Genomic DNA, 16,394 nt, shown 5'->3' with positions numbered 1-16,394 from the left:
GGTCAGGGCCGGAGCAACTCGAGTATCTCGGCGAGCGCTCCGGCCCTTGTAGTGTGTGCTACCGACTTGATGGCAACGTCGACCGCCCGGTCCCCCAGGACGGCCCGTGCGGCATCCAGGTGGCGCTCCGGACGCATCGACGGATAGTCTTGGCGCGCCTTGGCTTTGACGGATATCGCCAGGAGTCGAATCCCGCGATCCGGGTCACGACGGGACTGGATGTCGAACGATCCGATTGCGCAGGCGACCGCGCCGAGCTGGGGTAGATCGCGAAATCCACCCGGACCCATACGCGTCGACGCGACGAACTCGAGAACAGCAGCCGCGTCCACAATTGTGCCGGTTCCACCGTGCAGCGCATGAGCTGAGACCGACGCACTGGCGAGCATGGTCAGCGATGGATCGCCACGCGAGTCGCCGGCGAATCCTGCGATGTCGACTGCTCGGCGATGCTGGGCCAAACCTTCTTTGATCTTTCCCTCCGCGATATCAGCTTCGGCAAGGGTGGCCGTGACAGATGCGAGCCGCTGGTCCGTGGTGTCCGCGTCGATAGGGATGGACGACGCTGGTATCGGCGATTGCCCGCCCGCAGACATTTCCATCGTCTCCGCCATCGCACGGCCTTCGTCGATTCGGCCTGCCGCGATCAGTGCGCCACTGGCGTATCCGCGCATCTGGATACTCTCGTCGTACGCGTGCAGATCCCACAGCAGGTCTGCCGCCATCGTGTAGTTCGCGATCGCATCCTCGTGGCGCCCCGACTGGCCGTGGATACTGCCCAATGCTTGCGACGAGGATGCGACGATCCACAGGTCACCACGTCGCTCAGCCAAACACTTCGCGGCCTCGGCGTCGCGGGCCCCTTCGTGCAGACACCCTAGGTTCTCGTGCAGGGTGGCGCGAAACATCAGAGCCAAGTTGCGGACCGAAGCCTCCCGGTCACGAATTCCTCGTGCGAGTTTCCTGGCCAATCCGCGACCGTCGGATCGTCCCACAAGAATTTCCGCGACAAAACGCAAGCCCGGTTCGATGCGTCGACGCGCCGACAGACAACGGCGAATGCGGACGCGAATTCGCGCGGCTTCACGAATGTTCTCGTCGTGCGCCGCATGCGCGAGGATCACGAGGTTGGTCAGTACGACATCGTCGTCGATTATCTCGGCCGCTTCGGCGCCCTCTATCGGCGCACGGAGGAACCGAGGCGCCCAGTTCAGAACCTCGGTGTGCGCCCCACGCATCGACCAGAAGTAGGACAGCGCAGCAAATATCGCGTACGCCACTGGCCACCGGCGGGCGTGAAGAGCATGCCTTAGCACGTCGAGCAGGTTGTCGTGGTCCTCTTCGAGGATGCGAATCACCTCGATCTGTCGAGATTGCCGATAGCCGTCAGTCACGGTCCGCGCCAGGCTCGAACCCCACTGCAACATTCTCTCGGTGACGACAGCATCGTCGGCGTCGTCGAGCTGTTCCTCGCCGAACTCCCGAACGGTCTCTAGCATGTGGTAACGAATGTGATCACCCTCGTCGACCACAGTGAGCAGGGACTGACCGACGAGCCCGCCGATCGCGTCGAGGACGTCGTCGACACCGCCGAAGCCTGCTACATGTTCCGCGGCGTGGGCAGTGAATCCTGCTGGGAATCTGCACAATCGAGTGAGTGCCAGCTGCTGATCCTGCTCGAGGAGGTTCCAACTCCAGTCGATGACGGCGTGCAAGGTTCGATGCCGTTCAGGCCTGGTCCGATCCGAACTGCGCAGGAGCGCGAAACGATGCTCGAGCCGAGAGTTGATGTCTGCCACCGCCAGGGTCCTCACGCGTGCGGCTGCAAGTTCGATGGCGAGAGGGAGGCCGTCGAGCGTGCGGCACAATCGATCCACCTCGGCCGGATCGAACATGACGCCGGGGCGGACTGCACGCGCGCGCGCGACGAACAGTTCCGCTGCAGGCGACCCTGGTCCTTCCATGTACAGGGGTGGCAGCGGGTACGTGACTTCGGCGGTGATCGCCAGAGGGGATCGCGACGTCGCAAGAATCGTCACGTGCTCACTCGCCGAAATCAATTCATCCACGATGAGCGCAACGTCGTCAACGACGTGTTCGCAGTTGTCGAGGATGAGAAGACTCGGGCGCGCCGACAAAGCCTCACGCAGCCGTTCCTGAGCGGTGTGGACCCGCCCGATACCGAGGCGTCCGATCTTCAGTTCCGTTTCGCTGAGACCGAGCGTGCTCGTGATCGCAGCGGCCACATCCTGGCCCCGACGAAGTGACGCCAACTCGACCACGGCTACGGGAGTATTTTCACGCGCTCGCGCGCCGAGTTCGTGTGCGATTCTTGTCTTTCCGCTGCCACCCGGGCCCAGGATCGTCGTCGAACGCGATCGCGCCATCAGTGCTTCCAGCGCAGCGATGTCCGCCTCGCGCCCAATGAGTTCGTTGGGGGCCGCCCGCAGTCCGATGGCGACCGCTACTTTCGCGGGCGGCGCCTCGAGCAGTTCTGCGTTGAGTTCGACGAGCATGGCCGACGGATCGGTACCGAGCGCGTCGGCGAGGGATCCGCGAATGCGGGCGAACGCGGCGAGTGCATCGTTGGTGCGACCGAGCGCGTTCAAGCATCGCATCAAGTGTTCCGCTGCCTGTTCATCGAGCGGATCGTGGTGCACTGCGGCCCGAATCAGCGGCAGGGCGCGGTCGTGATCGCCCAGAGCCAGAAGTGCACCGATCTCGATTTCGTCGAGTGCGCGTGCGACTACTTTTGCCCGCCTGCCCAACTCCTCCGCGAGTCCCGATGCAGGCAAATCCGCGGCCGGCTCACCGCGCCACAGCGATCTGGCGGACGCCACGGAAATCAATGCCTCGTCGAATCGGCCTTCCGCGACGTTCGCCCGTGCGTCGGACGCTCGCGATTGAGCACACGTGAGATCGAACTGGTCGACTGTCAGAACCAAGCGATAACCCGCAGGCCCACTCTCGAGCAGACCAGGTGCAAGCGCCGACCTGAGCCTGGAGATCTGCGTCTGAAGCGCGTTCTTGGGCGACCGAGGTGCCTCGTCCGGCCAGACGTCGTCGATCAGGGCTGCCGCCGATCTGATGCGCCCCGGCGACGCACCGAGGGCGACGAGCAATGCGCGAGATCGGTTGCCTGGTAGCGGTGTCATCACACCATCGATCCGGGTCGCGACAGCACCGAGCACGCCGACTTCCACAGGAAGGACGGGGACTGACGCTTCTGGTTCACGGATGTCCGGCTGCACTGCTGATCATCGTAGGTGACCTGCCCATTCGGCACGAGATTCGCCGATCGGTCGGTTACGGGTCGGAAAACAGACCACAAGACGGTAGAGTGTCCGCCAAGGGGTGATGCAGTTGCCGGTTCAGCAGCGCATCTTCGTAGGGGATGGGAGGCCATGAGCAGCGATGGTTTCGTCAGTCGGCATGTCTATGGGCACGAGCGGTATCCGCGCTGTCCGGACCCTCGACGGGCGGTCGTTCACGGCCGAGTGGTTTCCTTCGGCAGGCCAAGTCCCCGATGCAGAGGACGTCGCTCACGCTATCCGTGCGATCGTCGATCGCCCCGACGCCCCACACTCGCTCGGTGTTGCATTTCCTGACCCCGACTACGCTGCTGCACTGAAGTCTGCGCTGGTCGAGGAATACGTGTCCGAGGTGCATGTCATCTCCGAGATCACCGGAACCATCGAGCAGCTGCGTTCGGATCCAGATTTTCGGTACCGCACCGTCGCGATCTACGACCTCGGCGCCACCGGGCTCGAGATGACTGTCGCCGATATCGACAGCGGCACCGTCTATGCCACCACCAGGTCCTCCGATTTCAGCGGCAACGGAATTGACGGCTCGGTACGTGACAACCTGATGACACTCGACATCCTCGCAGTTCCCCGCACCGACGAGGAGGCCCTCGAGCTTCTGGATTTCAGTCGGGAGATAAAGGAAGCGCTCTCGACGCACGAGGCGACCCAGACAACGGACGGCCAATTCCGTTTGCTGGACCGCAGAATGTTCGATCTTCAGATCATCCGTCCCACCGAGCGCTCGGCGATAGCACTTCGCGATCTGGCCGAGATGTCGGAGATTCCCCCGGAGGTCGTCGTTGCCATCGGCGGCGGCGCCCGCATTCCACTGCTGAGCGATGTACTGGGCCGCTATCTCCGGATCCCCGTGGTGGTCCCCACAGACCCCGAACTGATCTCGGCCAGGGGTGCAGCGCTGTACGCGACCCGTGTGGACGGCATGCGGCCCCCGGCACCGTCGACCGCGCGCCGAAACGCAAAGACCTTGTTGACTCCGCTTCTTCGCTTCGGGCTTCCGTCCATCCTCGCTCTTGGATTTCTGACGTGGATGCTGTTGCCGGACGCGGGTACCGATCGCTCGGATGCCGGCATCCCGGTGAGCACCGTTGCGGACACGGCATCCGGAGACGAGGTGGAGCAGACAACGATAATGACCGCCCCCAGCAGCACGGCGGTGCGCCCGACGACGCCCCCACCGGCCGATCCAACCGCAATAGCTTTCACGACCGTTGTTCCTGCACCGGATCCGCAGGCGCCCGACGCCTACATTCCGCGTTACAACACCGGCGGCAACGTGGCTCCGCCCGCGCCGGCACCTGCCCCGTTCCAACTCCCCCGCATCGTCCTTCCGCAGATCCAGTTGCCACAGTTGCCACGCCTGCCCTTTCCCTGACCCGCACGACCTCGGCGGGACACACAGGACCTCGGCGTGACGTAGCCGTCCTCGATGCGCAAAGATCAGGAAATGGCCACTGCAGCTCAATGGATCGAAGGCGCGCGCCCGCGCACGTTACCGAATGCGATCGCGCCCGTTCTGGTGGGAACCGGCGCTGCAGCTTCTCTCGGCGGCGCGGTCTGGTGGAAAGCTCTGCTGGCGTTGCTCGTATCGCTGGCGTTGATCATCGGCGTCAATTTCGCCAACGATTATTCCGACGGCATACGCGGCACGGACGACGAGCGGGTCGGTCCGATGAGGCTCGTGGGCTCCCGCGTCGCAACTCCTCGGGCGGTCAAAGCCGCTGCGATCGGGTGCTTCGTTGTCGGTGCCGTCGCCGGTCTCGTACTTGCTGTGACCACTGCATGGTGGCTAGTCGTTGTTGGAGCCGTCTGCATCGCCGGCGCGTGGTTTTATACCGGCGGCAAGAAGCCCTACGGCTACAGCGGGCTCGGCGAGATCGCCGTATTTGTGTTCTTCGGCCTAGTGGCGGTGCTGGGCACTCAGTTCGTTCAGGCGGATCGTGTCGACTGGGCCGGCCTGGTATCGGCGATTGCCGTCGGTTCGTTCTCCAGTGCGGTGCTGGTTGCCAACAATTTGCGAGATATAGACACCGACCCGGACTCCGGAAAGCACACTCTCGCCGTGCGTTTGGGCGACACTCGCACCCGGCTGTTGCATCTGGCGCTCGTCGTGGTGCCGTTCGCGGTCACCGTCGCGCTCGTCGCGAGGACGCCGTGGGCACTCGTTGCTCTGATTGCACTTCCACTCGCCGCCCGCGCGAACAAGCCGGTACGCACGGGAGCCCAAGGGCTCGCGCTCATACCGGCTCTGCGTGACTCGGGTTTGGCGATGCTGGTCTGGGGCGTGGCTACCGGCATCGCGCTTGCTCTCGCTTAACGCTTCTCGGGTACGAAAGCGCCAAGGAGAAAGTTGACGATCGAGATGATCAACGCGCCCCAGAATGCTGCAGCGAAACCGTCGATCAGCAATCCGTACTGAGTAGCCGTGGAAATCCATGCGGTCAACATCAGCATCAGTGCGTTGATGACGAGGGTGAACAGTCCGAGTGTAAGGATCAGCAGAGGCAACGACAGTAGTTTCACGAACGGTTTGATGAACGCGTTCACGATGGTGAACACCGCGGCGATTCCCGCGAGAACTATCAGGTCCCAGCCGGTTCCGCGGCCGGAGCTGGTGACATCGATTCCATCGACCCACTGTGCTGCCAGCCAGATCGCAACTGCATTGATGACGAGCCGTGCAAAAAATGTCATGCCAGAGAGACTAGTTGTTGGGCCACTAGGACGCGTCTTTCCCTAGCCTCTTACGCAAACGATCGGGCTCGGTCACGATCGCGGTGAAATCGTCGTCGGCGCCCCTGATCAGACCGAGCAGCAAGTGTTCGCAACGGATCTCGGATTCTTTGCGCGCGATGGCCTCGCGCAACGCGTGTTCGAGCGCCTTCTTCGACGCGGCCGCGAACGCGATGTGCCCGGCCTTTCGATGCAGCCAACCGTTCTTGGGTGGTGCAGGCTCATCCAACGCGCCTTCGCCGAAGGTCGATTCCAGGCTGGCACGAACGGACTCGAGGTCGATTCCGATCGATTCGAGAGCCTCCGCGTCCCGGCCTCCGAGCGCACTGCTCTCCGACAGCAGCCTGCGAACGGACTCGGCTGTATACCCCTCGTCCGTCAGCAGTGAAGCCAACTCGGGATCCGCCGCACCGATGACCCCTAGGAAGAGATGCACGGTCCCGATGCGGGTGGCGTGCACTTGACGCGCTTCCGCCTGGGCCGCGACGACGGCCTCGCGTGCGCCGCTGGTGAACTTCTCGAACATCTCTCACCTTCCTGATCTGTTGTGTTTCTTGTGCACCGCTTGCTTGCTCACCTCGAGCGAATCGGCGATCGCTTGCCACGACCAGCCTTGCCTGCGCGCGTTGGCAACCTGAATCGCCTCCAACCGTTCGAGCAAACGTCGAAGCGCCAGGACAGCGCGCAAACCCTCCTTGGGATCGGGGCTCCCTGCTGCGGCGGCGAGTGTGGTTGCTTCGGTCATGTCCGTCAATTTAGGTTGACATTATCGGTTTGTCAACCTTGATTGACACATCTGCGGACAGCTGAGCGGCATACCCTGGAAGCGTGAACACCGCGAATCTCTCCCGGACCGAGACCCGACGCCGATCACGCCATATCACCGGCGTCGGCTATCACGTGGAACTCGACCTCCGCGAGGCTGCTGACCTCTCCGCGGACACCTTCGGCACTCGAACCACGATCACGTTCGACGCCACCACCCACGCGACGTGGCTCGACTTCATCGGGCCTGAGGTCATGTCGGTGACACTGGACGGCACGCCGGTTCCGGTCGATCACGACGGTTCACGCATTCAACTGGTCGGACTCGGCGCACACAACACCGTCGTCGTCGATGCGCGCGGACGCTACAGCCGATCGGGAGAAGGGCTGCACCGCTTCAAGGACCCGGTAGACGATGCCGTCTACCTCTACACGCAGTACGAACCTGCCGATGCTCGACGGGTGTTCGCCAATTTCGAGCAGCCCGACATCAAGGCGCCCTTCATCTTCGAGGTATCGGCCCCCGAAACTTGGCAGGTTCTATCCAACCGGACTGGCAGCAGGTCCGCCGACACCGTGACGTTCGAACCGACGCTCCCCATCTCGACATACATCACCGCCATTGCCGCAGGTCCGTATCACCGGGCCGAATCTTCCTGGAGCCGAGGAGATCTGACTGTCCCGCTGGCTGCTCTGTGCCGCGCCTCACTCGCGGAGCATTTCGATCCCGAGGACATCTTCGAGATCACCAAGCAAGGCCTCGACTTCTATCACGACACGTTCGACTTTCCGTACCCCTTCGGCAAATACGACCAGATCTTCGTGCCCGAGTACAACCTCGGCGCAATGGAGAATCCAGGACTGGTGACGTTCACAGAATCCTACGTATTTCGTTCGGCCGCAACGCAAGCGCAGTACGAGCAGCGCGCCAACACGATCCTGCACGAGATGGCGCACATGTGGTTCGGCGACCTGGTCACCATGGAGTGGTGGGACGATCTGTGGCTCAAGGAGTCGTTCGCCGACTTCATGGGAGCCTTCACATCGGCGCATGCCACCCGGTTCACGGACGCATGGGTCAGTTTCGCCAATCGCCGAAAAGCTTGGGCGTATCTGCAGGATCAGCTTCCGACCACACATCCGATCGTCGCGGACATTCCCGATCTGGAGGCCGCGAAGCTCAATTTCGACGGCATCACGTATGCGAAGGGTGCAAGCGTTCTCAAACAACTGGCCGCATACGTGGGAGAAGACGCCTTCTTCGAGGCTTCGCGGACGTACTTCACCGAATTCGCCTACGGAAACACCACACTGGCAAATCTCCTCACCCACGCATCAGCGGCATCTGGACGAAACCTGGACGAATGGGCGGCCGCATGGCTGCTGACGTCGGGAGTATCGACGTTGTCGTTCACCGGCACTGCCATCGAGCAAACCGATCCCCGCCCGCATCGCCTGGCAATCGGTCTGTACAACGAAGATTCCGACGGCACCATCGTGCGGACCGAACGTCGAGAGATCGACATCTCGCAGACAAGCACACCGATCGAACTACCCACCGCTGCACTCGTTCTGCTCAACGACGACGATCTCACCTACGCCAAGATCCGATTCAATTCGGCCTCACTCGACACGATCAGATCCTCACTCGACCGTGTCGCCGATCCCCTTGCGCGCGGTCTGATCTGGTCGGCGCTCTGGAATTGCGCACGCGACGCGGATCTCGCGCCGAGTATCTACCTCGACATTGCGGAGAAGTTCGCAGTATCGGAATCGACGATCGCCGTGTTGAGTTCCATCGTCGCAAACACTCAGTATGCGATCGACAACTACGTAGGCCATGCCGAGGCTGCCGCCGGTCACTGGCTCGCCACCTGCTGGAGCCACCTCGAGACCGCCGATCCAGGAAGCGACGCGCAAATTGTCTGGCTGCGTGCGGTTGCCGCGGCAGCGCAGAGGTCCGATGCACGATCCGGGCAGATACTTCGGCTGCTCGACGGCGCGCTGCCGATCGAGGGAGTGGACCTCGCCCCTGAGCAGCGCTGGATGCTTCTCCGATCACTCAGCGCAACGGGTGACGTGACGACCGAGCAGATCGACGGCGAATTGATCACCGACAGAACATCATCGGGACGTAACTCGCACCGCGCCGCGATCGCCGCGCAACCGACTGCTGATGCGAAAGCTCGCGCGTGGGCCGACGTGATGGACTCCGACGATCTATCCAACGACGCGGTCGACGCCACCGTCTCCGGATTTCGGGCAGGTGGGCGACGTGACCTGCTGGCCGAGTACGACGATTCGTACTTCGAGAAGATCCTGGGGTTGTGGTCGAGTCGCAGCATCGAGATCGCCCGACGCCTGGTCATCGGGCTGTTCCCGCAACAGGATTCGACCGAAGCGGCCGAGAAGTGGCTGGCCGACCATGAATGGGCGCCGGCGGCGTTGCGCAGGCTCGTCACCGAACAGGCAGATCACCTCGGGAGCGGACTGAGGGTCCGCGCGGCGTTCCGGGGTTGAGGGTGGCGGCCCCGGGGTCATGACGCGGGCGAGTTACCGAGAAGTCGTTCCAACTCGGATTCGGCGTCAGCGCTTCCGGCGTCCGAAAGCCGCTGAAGTTCGAGCAGGTCGCTACGTTCGACGGCTCGGCGGGTGAGCAATCTTCCGGCGCGCTCACTGCCCTCGTCGAGGAGGTCGGAAAGAGCACTCGTGTCGCCACGAGCATCGGCCAGATCTGCGAGCCGGTCCAGGGCCGTCTCATTGCCCTCGTCGGCAAGTGCACGAAGGACATCTTCGTCGAAAGCGGGTTCGGTCATGCTGTAAGCATGCGACCCTGCCCCTGGGGCATGGTCAAGGCTCATACTCGAACCATGCTGACAATCGGGCAACTTGCGAGGCACATCGGCGTGTCGATCAAGACAGTTCGGGTCTATCACGCCAAGGGTCTGCTGCCTGAACCTCAGCGCGATGCTTCGGGATATCGACGCTACGGCGCCCAGGCGATCGTCGATCTGACACGTATCGTCACCCTCGCTCGGGCCGGCGTCCCCTTGGCCCGTATCCCCGACATGCTGCAGGCCGATACGGCCGAGGCCGCCGTTCAAATAGAGAGAATCGACGCCGAGTTGCGTTCTCGTATCGAGCAACTCGTCGAACAACGAACTCGACTCCGTCACCTCGATCAGCCGGATCAGCTATGTTTGCCGCCCGAGGGAATTGCATTCATGGACCGCCTGCGGTCGCTCGGGCTGACTGCGCGCCACGAGGACTCGATCAGGGACGGCTGGATTTTGGGCTACGCCCTTGCACCGGATCTGACCTGCACTATTCTGACGTTGCGTACCCCGATGCTCGACGATGTGGACTACATCGCAATGCTCCGCAGCTACGACGACGCCATAGAATGGTCCCCCGACGATCCTCGGCTGAGCGCCGTGGCCGAAGCTGCCGCCCGGCTCGCGCAGCGTATGACGATGCCCTCTGATCTCCCCGGTTTCGGAGGTGCACCTCCCGAGACTCTCGACATCCTCGCTGGGCACCTCGGCATCGACAGCCCCGCGTGGGATCGCCTCGACCAGCTACTCATGGAGCGCATGGCTACCAAGCACATCTAAGCGCGGCTTCTCCTGTTGCAAGCAAGAACTGCGCCATTCGGTGTTGGCCCTGCAACCGCGCACGTCCCCGAGTCCGGATTCAGCGCGCGTTCTTGTCGGTGCCGCCGAGTATCCTCGAACGTATGTTCGATACGGGGGTTTCGGCGGGGGACGCCGTGAATGGTTCGGCGGGAGTTGATGCCGCCTGCGCTCGGGCCGTCGATGACGCGGTTGCGGCGGGGTTGATCGGGTTTACCGCTCGGTGCCGGGTGGCGGAGAACATTGCGCGGGCGAGGGTGGTGGAGTCGGTGTGTGAGGTCACCGAGATCCGTCTTGCTGCCGCCGAGGACGAGGGCGGGGATCCGGCGACGGTGATGCGGTCGGTGGTGTGTGAGATCGCGGCGGGGCTCAATGTCTCGCAGATGGTGGCGCGGCCGTTCGTGGAGACGGGATCGGTGTTGGACCGGTTGCCGTTGACGGCGGTGCGGTTCGTGTACGGAAATTTGGATTGGGCGCGGACGCAGGTGATCGCGCAGGTACTGGGCAAGGCGTGCGATGCGACGATCAAAGCTCTCGAGTTCGAGGCGGTCGCGGCGGCGGAAGTGTGGGGTCCGCGGTCGTTGAAGTTGGAACTGTGGGCGTTGTGGGCCGAGTACGACGAGGAGGAGGCTCGGGCGGCGAAGGGGGCGGCGGTCAAGGGCGCCCGCGGGGTGTCGGTGCGCTGCGAGGGTGATGGGTCTTCGGTGCTGAAGGCGACGTTGACCGATATCGAGGGCGCGGAGGCGCAGGCGTTGGTGGAGGAGATCGCCGGGACGGTGTGTGGGCGGGATCCGCGGCCGGCGGTGCAGTTGCGGGCGGATGGGTTGTTGGCGTTGATTCATGGTGAGCATGCGCTCGAGTGCGCGTGCGATCTGGGTGAGCAGTGTCCGCAGTTCGGGGTGGCGGATCTGGTGGATGGTCGGCGTGGGCATCTTCTGCAGATTCAGATCGATGTGGAGACACTGTTGGGGTTGACTTCGACGCCGGCGCGGTTGGCGGATGGGACTGCGCTCGATGCCGAGGTGGCGCGGGTGTTGGCCGAGGATGCTCGGTGGCAAGCATTGTTGACGGAGTTGGTGGTTGCTCTCGATGCCCGCAACAGTGACTCCGGCAGCACCGGCAACGGCGGCACCGTAAACGGCAGCGGGGCAGAGAAGTCCGGTACCGAGACGGGTGAGGCCGAGACGAGTGGCGTTCGGAGACCCGATGCGGCACCGAAGCCTGCGTGCGCGACGCCGACCGAGACACCCGCCGGAGGTGGGTTGCGGGGTGGGATCAGGGTTCCGCGTTTGATCTTTCGGGGCCGGATACGACCGGCAGCGACAGTCCCACCCCGACCGAAACGTAGTGCCGGTTCACCGAATCGGCCTCCGGCCCGCGGGAAGGGTACGGCCAGTGAGGCTGCCCGCGCCCACGCGGTCGCCGTGCTCCTGGCGGCGATCGGGAAGGACCCGGCACTGGCGGCTGGGATCTTTCCCGACGGGCACGGCGGACTCACCGCACCACCGCCTGGTGCGTTGACTTACAAGCCCGGCGCCGAAGTGGCCGCGCGCGTGCGGATGCGTTATCGCACGTGCACTCATCCTGGCTGCGCGGTCCCTGCGGCGCGCTGCCAACTCGATCACATCGTTCCTTTCGATCACGACAACCCGGCGCGGGGTGGGTGGAGTATCGAGACGAATCTGCATCCGGCGTGTGGGGGTCATCATCAATTGAAAACCTCGAAGCTCTGGACTGTCGCCTACCTTGCCGGTGGTGCGATCCTGTGGACGAGCCGCACCGGGATCCGGTCCATCACGCTGCCGCGGCTCGGCTGCCCCGCACCGCCGCGCAGCCGCACACGCGGACGAAAAACCGAAGTGCCGGAACCCGATATCAAGGCACCGACCTGGTGGGAGAAACACATGGCCACCGACACACCGGAGCCGACCGCTGCCGATCAACGCGCCGCGGAAACCGATGCTGCCCGCACCCGAATCCGATTACTGCGCCGCCGATTCCGCGAACACAACACCATCCGGAAACTTCGCAAGAACGCCGAACCCCCACCCTTCTGAACGGCGGATTGAGCCAGAAACGGAGCCGAAACCCTCCCGCCTGACATGGAGATCGGCAAGAGGAGGCTGACCCACCGCTACGACGCGGACGCTAGGGTTATCTGCATGGACCAGAGCACATTCGCAACCTCGCCACTGGCTACATCAGCGCTTGCAGCCGGGGGTCTACTCGGCGGCTTCGCCATCGCGCGGACAACCAAGAACCGGCAGCTGGGCGGCGCGGTGCTCGCTGCCGTCGGCGTCGCTTGTACCGCCTCGTGGAATGCGTCGGCGGGACCGAAGGTGGCAGGCGCACTTCTGGGCACCTACCTCGTTGGCTTCGGTGCCTCGCACCCATTGGCGAAGAAGATCGGCGCGTGGCCGGCAGTGAGTGTTGCCGCGGGTGCAACAGCCGCGGCCTCCCTCGTCCTCACTCGGAGTTAAATCTGGAACTCACCGGTTCTCGCGAACCGCTCCAATGTCTCCGTCGGTCCGCTCAAGTCCATGCCTTGGGCGGCCACCCAGTCGTCGTCGAAGTAGGTTCCGGCGTAGCGCTCGCCGCCGTCGCACAACAGTGTGACGACGCTGCCACTCCTGCCGGACGCGATCATCTCGGCAATCAAACCGAATGCACCCCAGACGTTTGTGCCGGTCGATCCGCCGACCCGGCGTCCGAGCACGGCGGATGCGTGCCTGGCCGCGGCGACCGACGAGGCGTCGGGCACCGCGATCATTCGATCGATGACCTGCCCGACGAACGACGGTTCGACGCGCGGGCGGCCGATGCCTTCGATCCGTGAAGGTTTGCCCGTCGAGTAGTCGACGCTTCCGGTTTCGTATCCACCGATGAAGGCCGAATTCTCGGGATCAACGACAGCCAATCGTGTTGCGTGCCTTCGATATCGGATGTACCGGCCGATGGTCGCACTGGTCCCGCCGGTGCCTGCACCCACCACGACCCAAGTGGGAATCGGCGAGTCCTCATGCGTGAGCTGGTCGAAGATCGACTCGGCGATGTTGTTGTTACCACGCCAATCCGTTGCGCGCTCGGCGTGAGTGAACTGGTCCATGTAGTGCGTGTCCGGCTCGGCCGCGAGACGGTGCGCTTCGGAATACATCGCTGCGGGATCGTCCACGAACTGGCATGTGCCGCCATGCGACTCGATCAGGGCGATCTTCGCCGGACTCGTGCTACGTGGCATGACCGCGACGAAACGTAGCCCGAGAAGCCGCGCGAAATAGGCTTCGCTGACTGCTGTGGAACCCGAGGAAGCTTCCACGACAGTTGTGTTTTCGGTGACCCAGCCGTTGCAGATCGCATAAAGGAACAGCGATCTGGCGAGACGGTGCTTGAGACTTCCGGTGATGTGGGTGGACTCGTCCTTGAGATAAAGGTGGACGTTCCAGGCCGCGGGCAGCGGATAGCGAAGCAGATGAGTGTCGGCTGATCGTTGGGCGTCGGCGTCGATGAGCCGCACTGCGTTGTCCACCCATTCGCGTGACGCGGAATGGTCGACGACGTGTGTCATTATCGGCCGTCCTCGCCGCGCAATTTGGCCTGCAACTCCGCGCGCGCCTGCCTGCGGCCTTCGTCCACACCTGCGATCGACTCGTTGAGGCGAATCCGGAGGGATTTGAACAGCAACAGCGACAGGGGCAGCGAGATCAGGACCGCGAACACCGCGGCGACGAGTACCGGAATCTTGATCCCGGCAATCAATCCCACTCCGATGATGACGGCAGCGATGACGATGACGAGCAACAACCGGGCACCACTGTAGAGCGCCATGTTGCGGAACAGCTGTCCCTTGGTTGCGGTGGCTACGGTCGGTTTGTTGCGTTCGTTCACGAACCCCAGGTTACCGCCCTCTCGAACTGCTCGGTCACGACCTAGCATGCCCGACACGGCTCGCTGGAAATCGCCCTTTTCGGACAGCCTGACTTATCCGATTTGTCCATTACCTCCCCTTTACCAACGTTAGATCAGTCGAGTACCTAGGGGGTCGAGTGCCACCATGGGTGTCGAACACGAATTTGCTTCATCCACTGTTCGGCAAACACCAGCTCCCTGATCGTCGTCCCAACCGGGAATGCGCGAGCCGCGGGGAGGGACCTGATGTCCCACCGAACACCGCACGCAGGAGGACACGACCAAGATGAGCGCACCAACACTGCACAAAGCTCAGGATTCATTACTCACACCGGGGCAGGTAGCCGCGCTCTTCCATGTCGACCCGAAGACGGTGACCCGTTGGGCTCACGCAGGTCGACTCGGATCCCTTCGCACGCCGGGCGGACACCGCCGGTTCCGCGAGACCGAGGTCATGCAGCTCCTTTCGTCGCTCACCACCGAGGCGTCTCACCGCTAAAACCTGACCAGCGCGCCGAATTCTCAGGAAATTGCGAGCCGCGTGGGGTGCACACTGCATCCTCACGCGGCTACCCTCGTAGGAGGAGGTGCGTCGTGATCTATCTTTTGGCGTTGATCGGTTTGGTGGCAGTAATAGTTCTGTTCTGGAAGGCGTTCGGGCCCACGACGCAGGCGCCGGCCAAACGAACGGTCGGACCGGACGACGATCCGGAATTCCTGTGGAAAATGAATCGTGATGCCCGCCGCTCGGGCAACGACGGCAAGGACTCAGGCAAGCAGGACTCACCCGAATAGACTCGCGAAGACATGCAGCCCGTTTCACTCGAAGCGGGCTGCATTTTCATCTCTACTGTTGAGACTGCCCAACTCCGGGGCTTTGATCTCGTGGGACCGAGGCATGTCGGTCTTGAGCACATAGGACCTGGGCGTGTTGCACATCGTCCGGCCTGTTGCTCGGGAATCCCGATGCCATCGCCGCCGCCAACTCGAGCAGTGCCGTCCGCGTCCGCCGTTTCAGTCTGCCGAGGTCGATCTCGGCGCCTTCTTCCAGATGCGGATCGAACGGAATCAGTACGACCTGCCTGCATCGCTGCTCGAAGTGCTCCACCACCTTGGCCAGGTCGACCTTTCCTGCACGCGGACGGACGGCGTTGACAACGGCCACCGAGGAACTCACCAGATCACGGTGACCGTGAGCATCGAGCCAGTCCAGGGTCGCCGATGCGCTTCGCGCCCCGTCGACCGAGCTCGAACTGACGACCACGAGCGCGTCCGAGCCCTCGAGAATGCTGCTCATCGCCGAGTGCATCAATCCTGTTCCGCAATCCGTGAGGACGATGCTGTAGAACTTCTCGAGTAGCGCCACGGTTTTGTCGTAGTCCTGCCCGCTGAAGGCCTCGGACACCGCGGGGTCGGTGTCCGAAGCCAGTACTTCGAGTCGGAATTCGTTCTGCGAAGTGTACCCACGGACATCGCTGTAGCGCGTCAGAGTGTCTATGTCCCGCAACATGTTTCGCACGGTCGCCGGCGTTTCCAAAGGCACTTTCTGACTGAGAGTCCCCCGGTCGGGGTTGGCATCGACGGCGATGATTCGGTCACCTCGTATGTCCGCGAAGGTGGAACCGAGAGTCGCGGTCATCGTAGTTTTCCCGACGCCTCCTTTGAGGCTGAGTACTGCAATTCGGTAGCAGCCGACGAGGTGGCGATCTACCTGCTGCGTCAATCGGAGTAGTCGTTCGTCGCGGGCACTGTTTCCCAGGTTCACTCGTCCACCGGTGACGTTGTGCAGCCATTTTCGCCAACCCGACGCGGGCGCCGGGCTGACAGACCTCACCAGCAAGGCGTTGGTCAGGTCCAGTGCGGACGCGGCGGCGACGGGTGGCAGCAGGGATGCAGGCGCGGGGCCTGCGGGTTGGCTCGGTGAGTAGTCGGCGGGCATGGGCACCGGAGTCGACCGGAACGGCGGAGCGGGCTGGTCGGTCTTCGGGCGTGGATTGTCGTCTGCGATCGGTGTTGCCTTCGTGACCGGCTC

At 63.2% G+C, this 16,394-nt stretch carries 16 protein-coding genes; 8 read left to right on the top strand and 8 right to left on the bottom strand.

Annotated features, from left to right (window positions below; genetic code table 11):
• Positions 1 to 2: 2 nt before the first annotated feature.
• The gene (locus tag QMK17_RS02110) at positions 3 to 3,251 is read right to left on the bottom strand and encodes a BTAD domain-containing putative transcriptional regulator (protein ID WP_283506743.1); all 3,249 of its coding nucleotides are present in this window, start codon (positions 3,249 to 3,251) and stop codon (positions 3 to 5) included.
• A 163-nt stretch (positions 3,252 to 3,414) separates the two neighbouring features.
• Here QMK17_RS02110 and QMK17_RS02105 point away from each other — a divergent pair, with 163 nt between their 5' ends.
• Positions 3,415 to 4,701 carry a hypothetical protein gene (locus QMK17_RS02105; protein ID WP_283506741.1) on the top strand — a complete coding sequence of 429 codons (1,287 nt, stop codon included), beginning with the start codon at positions 3,415 to 3,417 and terminating at the stop codon, positions 4,699 to 4,701.
• Between the two features lie 72 nt (positions 4,702 to 4,773).
• A complete protein-coding gene (locus QMK17_RS02100; RefSeq protein ID WP_283506739.1) occupies positions 4,774 to 5,643 on the top strand; it encodes a 1,4-dihydroxy-2-naphthoate polyprenyltransferase in 870 nt (289 codons plus the stop codon).
• Here the strand turns inward: QMK17_RS02100 and QMK17_RS02095 are convergent.
• Genes QMK17_RS02095 through QMK17_RS02085 form a run of 3 tightly spaced genes read right to left on the bottom strand, consistent with a single transcriptional unit; the run spans position 5,640 to position 6,804 of the window.
• Positions 5,640 to 6,020: a phage holin family protein gene (locus QMK17_RS02095; protein WP_283506737.1), complete on the bottom strand. Its 381-nt coding sequence runs from the start codon at positions 6,018 to 6,020 to the stop codon at positions 5,640 to 5,642. The genes QMK17_RS02100 and QMK17_RS02095 overlap by 4 nt on opposite strands.
• Positions 6,021 to 6,045: 25 nt before the next feature.
• Positions 6,046 to 6,585, bottom strand: a complete 540-nt coding sequence (locus QMK17_RS02090) for a Clp protease N-terminal domain-containing protein (protein ID WP_283506735.1) — start codon at positions 6,583 to 6,585, stop codon at positions 6,046 to 6,048.
• Between the two features lie 3 nt (positions 6,586 to 6,588).
• Positions 6,589 to 6,804, bottom strand: coding sequence for a helix-turn-helix domain-containing protein (locus QMK17_RS02085; RefSeq protein ID WP_283506733.1), 216 nt, complete (start codon positions 6,802 to 6,804; stop codon positions 6,589 to 6,591).
• An 83-nt stretch (positions 6,805 to 6,887) separates the two neighbouring features.
• On the opposite strand from QMK17_RS02085, the gene pepN reads away from it, so the two are divergent.
• Complete coding sequence (gene pepN, locus QMK17_RS02080) at positions 6,888 to 9,344, top strand: aminopeptidase N (RefSeq protein WP_283506731.1); 2,457 nt, start codon at positions 6,888 to 6,890, stop codon at positions 9,342 to 9,344.
• 17 nt (positions 9,345 to 9,361) lie between these two features.
• Here pepN and QMK17_RS02075 read toward each other — a convergent pair whose 3' ends face one another.
• Positions 9,362 to 9,640: a hypothetical protein gene (locus tag QMK17_RS02075; protein WP_283506729.1), complete on the bottom strand. Its 279-nt coding sequence runs from the start codon at positions 9,638 to 9,640 to the stop codon at positions 9,362 to 9,364.
• A 54-nt stretch (positions 9,641 to 9,694) separates the two neighbouring features.
• On the opposite strand from QMK17_RS02075, the gene QMK17_RS02070 reads away from it, so the two are divergent.
• The 3 genes from QMK17_RS02070 (at position 9,695) to QMK17_RS02060 (ending at position 12,936) form a co-directional block, all read left to right on the top strand.
• Complete coding sequence (locus QMK17_RS02070) at positions 9,695 to 10,438, top strand: MerR family transcriptional regulator (protein ID WP_283506727.1); 744 nt, start codon at positions 9,695 to 9,697, stop codon at positions 10,436 to 10,438.
• A gap of 122 nt (positions 10,439 to 10,560) precedes the next feature.
• Entirely contained in the window at positions 10,561 to 12,513 is a 1,953-nt protein-coding gene (locus tag QMK17_RS02065) for an HNH endonuclease signature motif containing protein (protein WP_283506725.1), read from the top strand.
• A 105-nt stretch (positions 12,514 to 12,618) separates the two neighbouring features.
• On the top strand, positions 12,619 to 12,936 hold the full coding sequence (locus QMK17_RS02060; RefSeq protein ID WP_283506723.1) for a hypothetical protein: 318 nt from the start codon (positions 12,619 to 12,621) through the stop codon (positions 12,934 to 12,936).
• Here QMK17_RS02060 and QMK17_RS02055 read toward each other — a convergent pair.
• Both QMK17_RS02055 and QMK17_RS02050 read right to left on the bottom strand, forming a co-directional pair.
• Entirely contained in the window at positions 12,933 to 14,021 is a 1,089-nt protein-coding gene (locus QMK17_RS02055; protein ID WP_283506722.1) for a PLP-dependent cysteine synthase family protein, read from the bottom strand. The two genes, QMK17_RS02060 and QMK17_RS02055, sit on opposite strands and share 4 nt — an antisense overlap.
• Positions 14,021 to 14,341 carry a DUF4229 domain-containing protein gene (locus tag QMK17_RS02050; protein WP_442972674.1) on the bottom strand — a complete coding sequence of 107 codons (321 nt, stop codon included), beginning with the start codon at positions 14,339 to 14,341 and terminating at the stop codon, positions 14,021 to 14,023. The genes QMK17_RS02055 and QMK17_RS02050 overlap by 1 nt, the downstream gene beginning before the upstream one ends.
• A 307-nt stretch (positions 14,342 to 14,648) precedes the next feature.
• Between QMK17_RS02050 and QMK17_RS02045 the strand changes: the two genes are divergently transcribed.
• Together QMK17_RS02045 and QMK17_RS02040 are read left to right on the top strand one after the other, a co-directional pair.
• Entirely contained in the window at positions 14,649 to 14,861 is a 213-nt protein-coding gene (locus QMK17_RS02045) for a BldC family transcriptional regulator (protein ID WP_283506720.1), read from the top strand.
• A gap of 95 nt (positions 14,862 to 14,956) precedes the next feature.
• Positions 14,957 to 15,157, top strand: a complete 201-nt coding sequence (locus QMK17_RS02040) for a hypothetical protein (protein WP_283506719.1) — start codon at positions 14,957 to 14,959, stop codon at positions 15,155 to 15,157.
• 52 nt (positions 15,158 to 15,209) lie between these two features.
• On the opposite strand, the gene QMK17_RS02035 is transcribed toward QMK17_RS02040, so the two are convergent.
• Positions 15,210 to 16,301, bottom strand: coding sequence for a MinD/ParA family ATP-binding protein (locus tag QMK17_RS02035; RefSeq protein WP_283507020.1), 1,092 nt, complete (start codon positions 16,299 to 16,301; stop codon positions 15,210 to 15,212).
• Positions 16,302 to 16,394 lie beyond the last annotated feature (93 nt).

The organism is Rhodococcus sp. G-MC3 (assembly GCF_030063335.1).
Taxonomy (GTDB): domain Bacteria; phylum Actinomycetota; class Actinomycetes; order Mycobacteriales; family Mycobacteriaceae; genus Rhodococcoides.
The sequence above is the reverse complement of the archived record's forward strand: the minus strand, read 5'-3'. Positions and strand labels throughout refer to the sequence as shown.

What these genes read in the sequence shown, in the direction of transcription:
- QMK17_RS02035 (WP_283507020.1), bottom strand. Translation starts at nt 16,301, where the DNA reads ATGCCCGCCGACTACTCACCGAGCCAACCCGCAGGCCCCGCGCCTGCA.
- QMK17_RS02060 (WP_283506723.1), top strand. Translation starts at nt 12,619, where the DNA reads ATGGACCAGAGCACATTCGCAACCTCGCCACTGGCTACATCAGCGCTT.
- QMK17_RS02070 (WP_283506727.1), top strand. Translation starts at nt 9,695, where the DNA reads ATGCTGACAATCGGGCAACTTGCGAGGCACATCGGCGTGTCGATCAAG.
- QMK17_RS02085 (WP_283506733.1), bottom strand. Translation starts at nt 6,804, where the DNA reads ATGACCGAAGCAACCACACTCGCCGCCGCAGCAGGGAGCCCCGATCCC.
- QMK17_RS02105 (WP_283506741.1), top strand. Translation starts at nt 3,415, where the DNA reads ATGGTTTCGTCAGTCGGCATGTCTATGGGCACGAGCGGTATCCGCGCT.
- QMK17_RS02100 (WP_283506739.1), top strand. Translation starts at nt 4,774, where the DNA reads ATGGCCACTGCAGCTCAATGGATCGAAGGCGCGCGCCCGCGCACGTTA.
- QMK17_RS02045 (WP_283506720.1), top strand. Translation starts at nt 14,649, where the DNA reads ATGAGCGCACCAACACTGCACAAAGCTCAGGATTCATTACTCACACCG.
- QMK17_RS02095 (WP_283506737.1), bottom strand. Translation starts at nt 6,020, where the DNA reads ATGACATTTTTTGCACGGCTCGTCATCAATGCAGTTGCGATCTGGCTG.
- QMK17_RS02090 (WP_283506735.1), bottom strand. Translation starts at nt 6,585, where the DNA reads ATGTTCGAGAAGTTCACCAGCGGCGCACGCGAGGCCGTCGTCGCGGCC.
- QMK17_RS02075 (WP_283506729.1), bottom strand. Translation starts at nt 9,640, where the DNA reads ATGACCGAACCCGCTTTCGACGAAGATGTCCTTCGTGCACTTGCCGAC.
- QMK17_RS02055 (WP_283506722.1), bottom strand. Translation starts at nt 14,021, where the DNA reads ATGACACACGTCGTCGACCATTCCGCGTCACGCGAATGGGTGGACAAC.
- QMK17_RS02065 (WP_283506725.1), top strand. Translation starts at nt 10,561, where the DNA reads ATGTTCGATACGGGGGTTTCGGCGGGGGACGCCGTGAATGGTTCGGCG.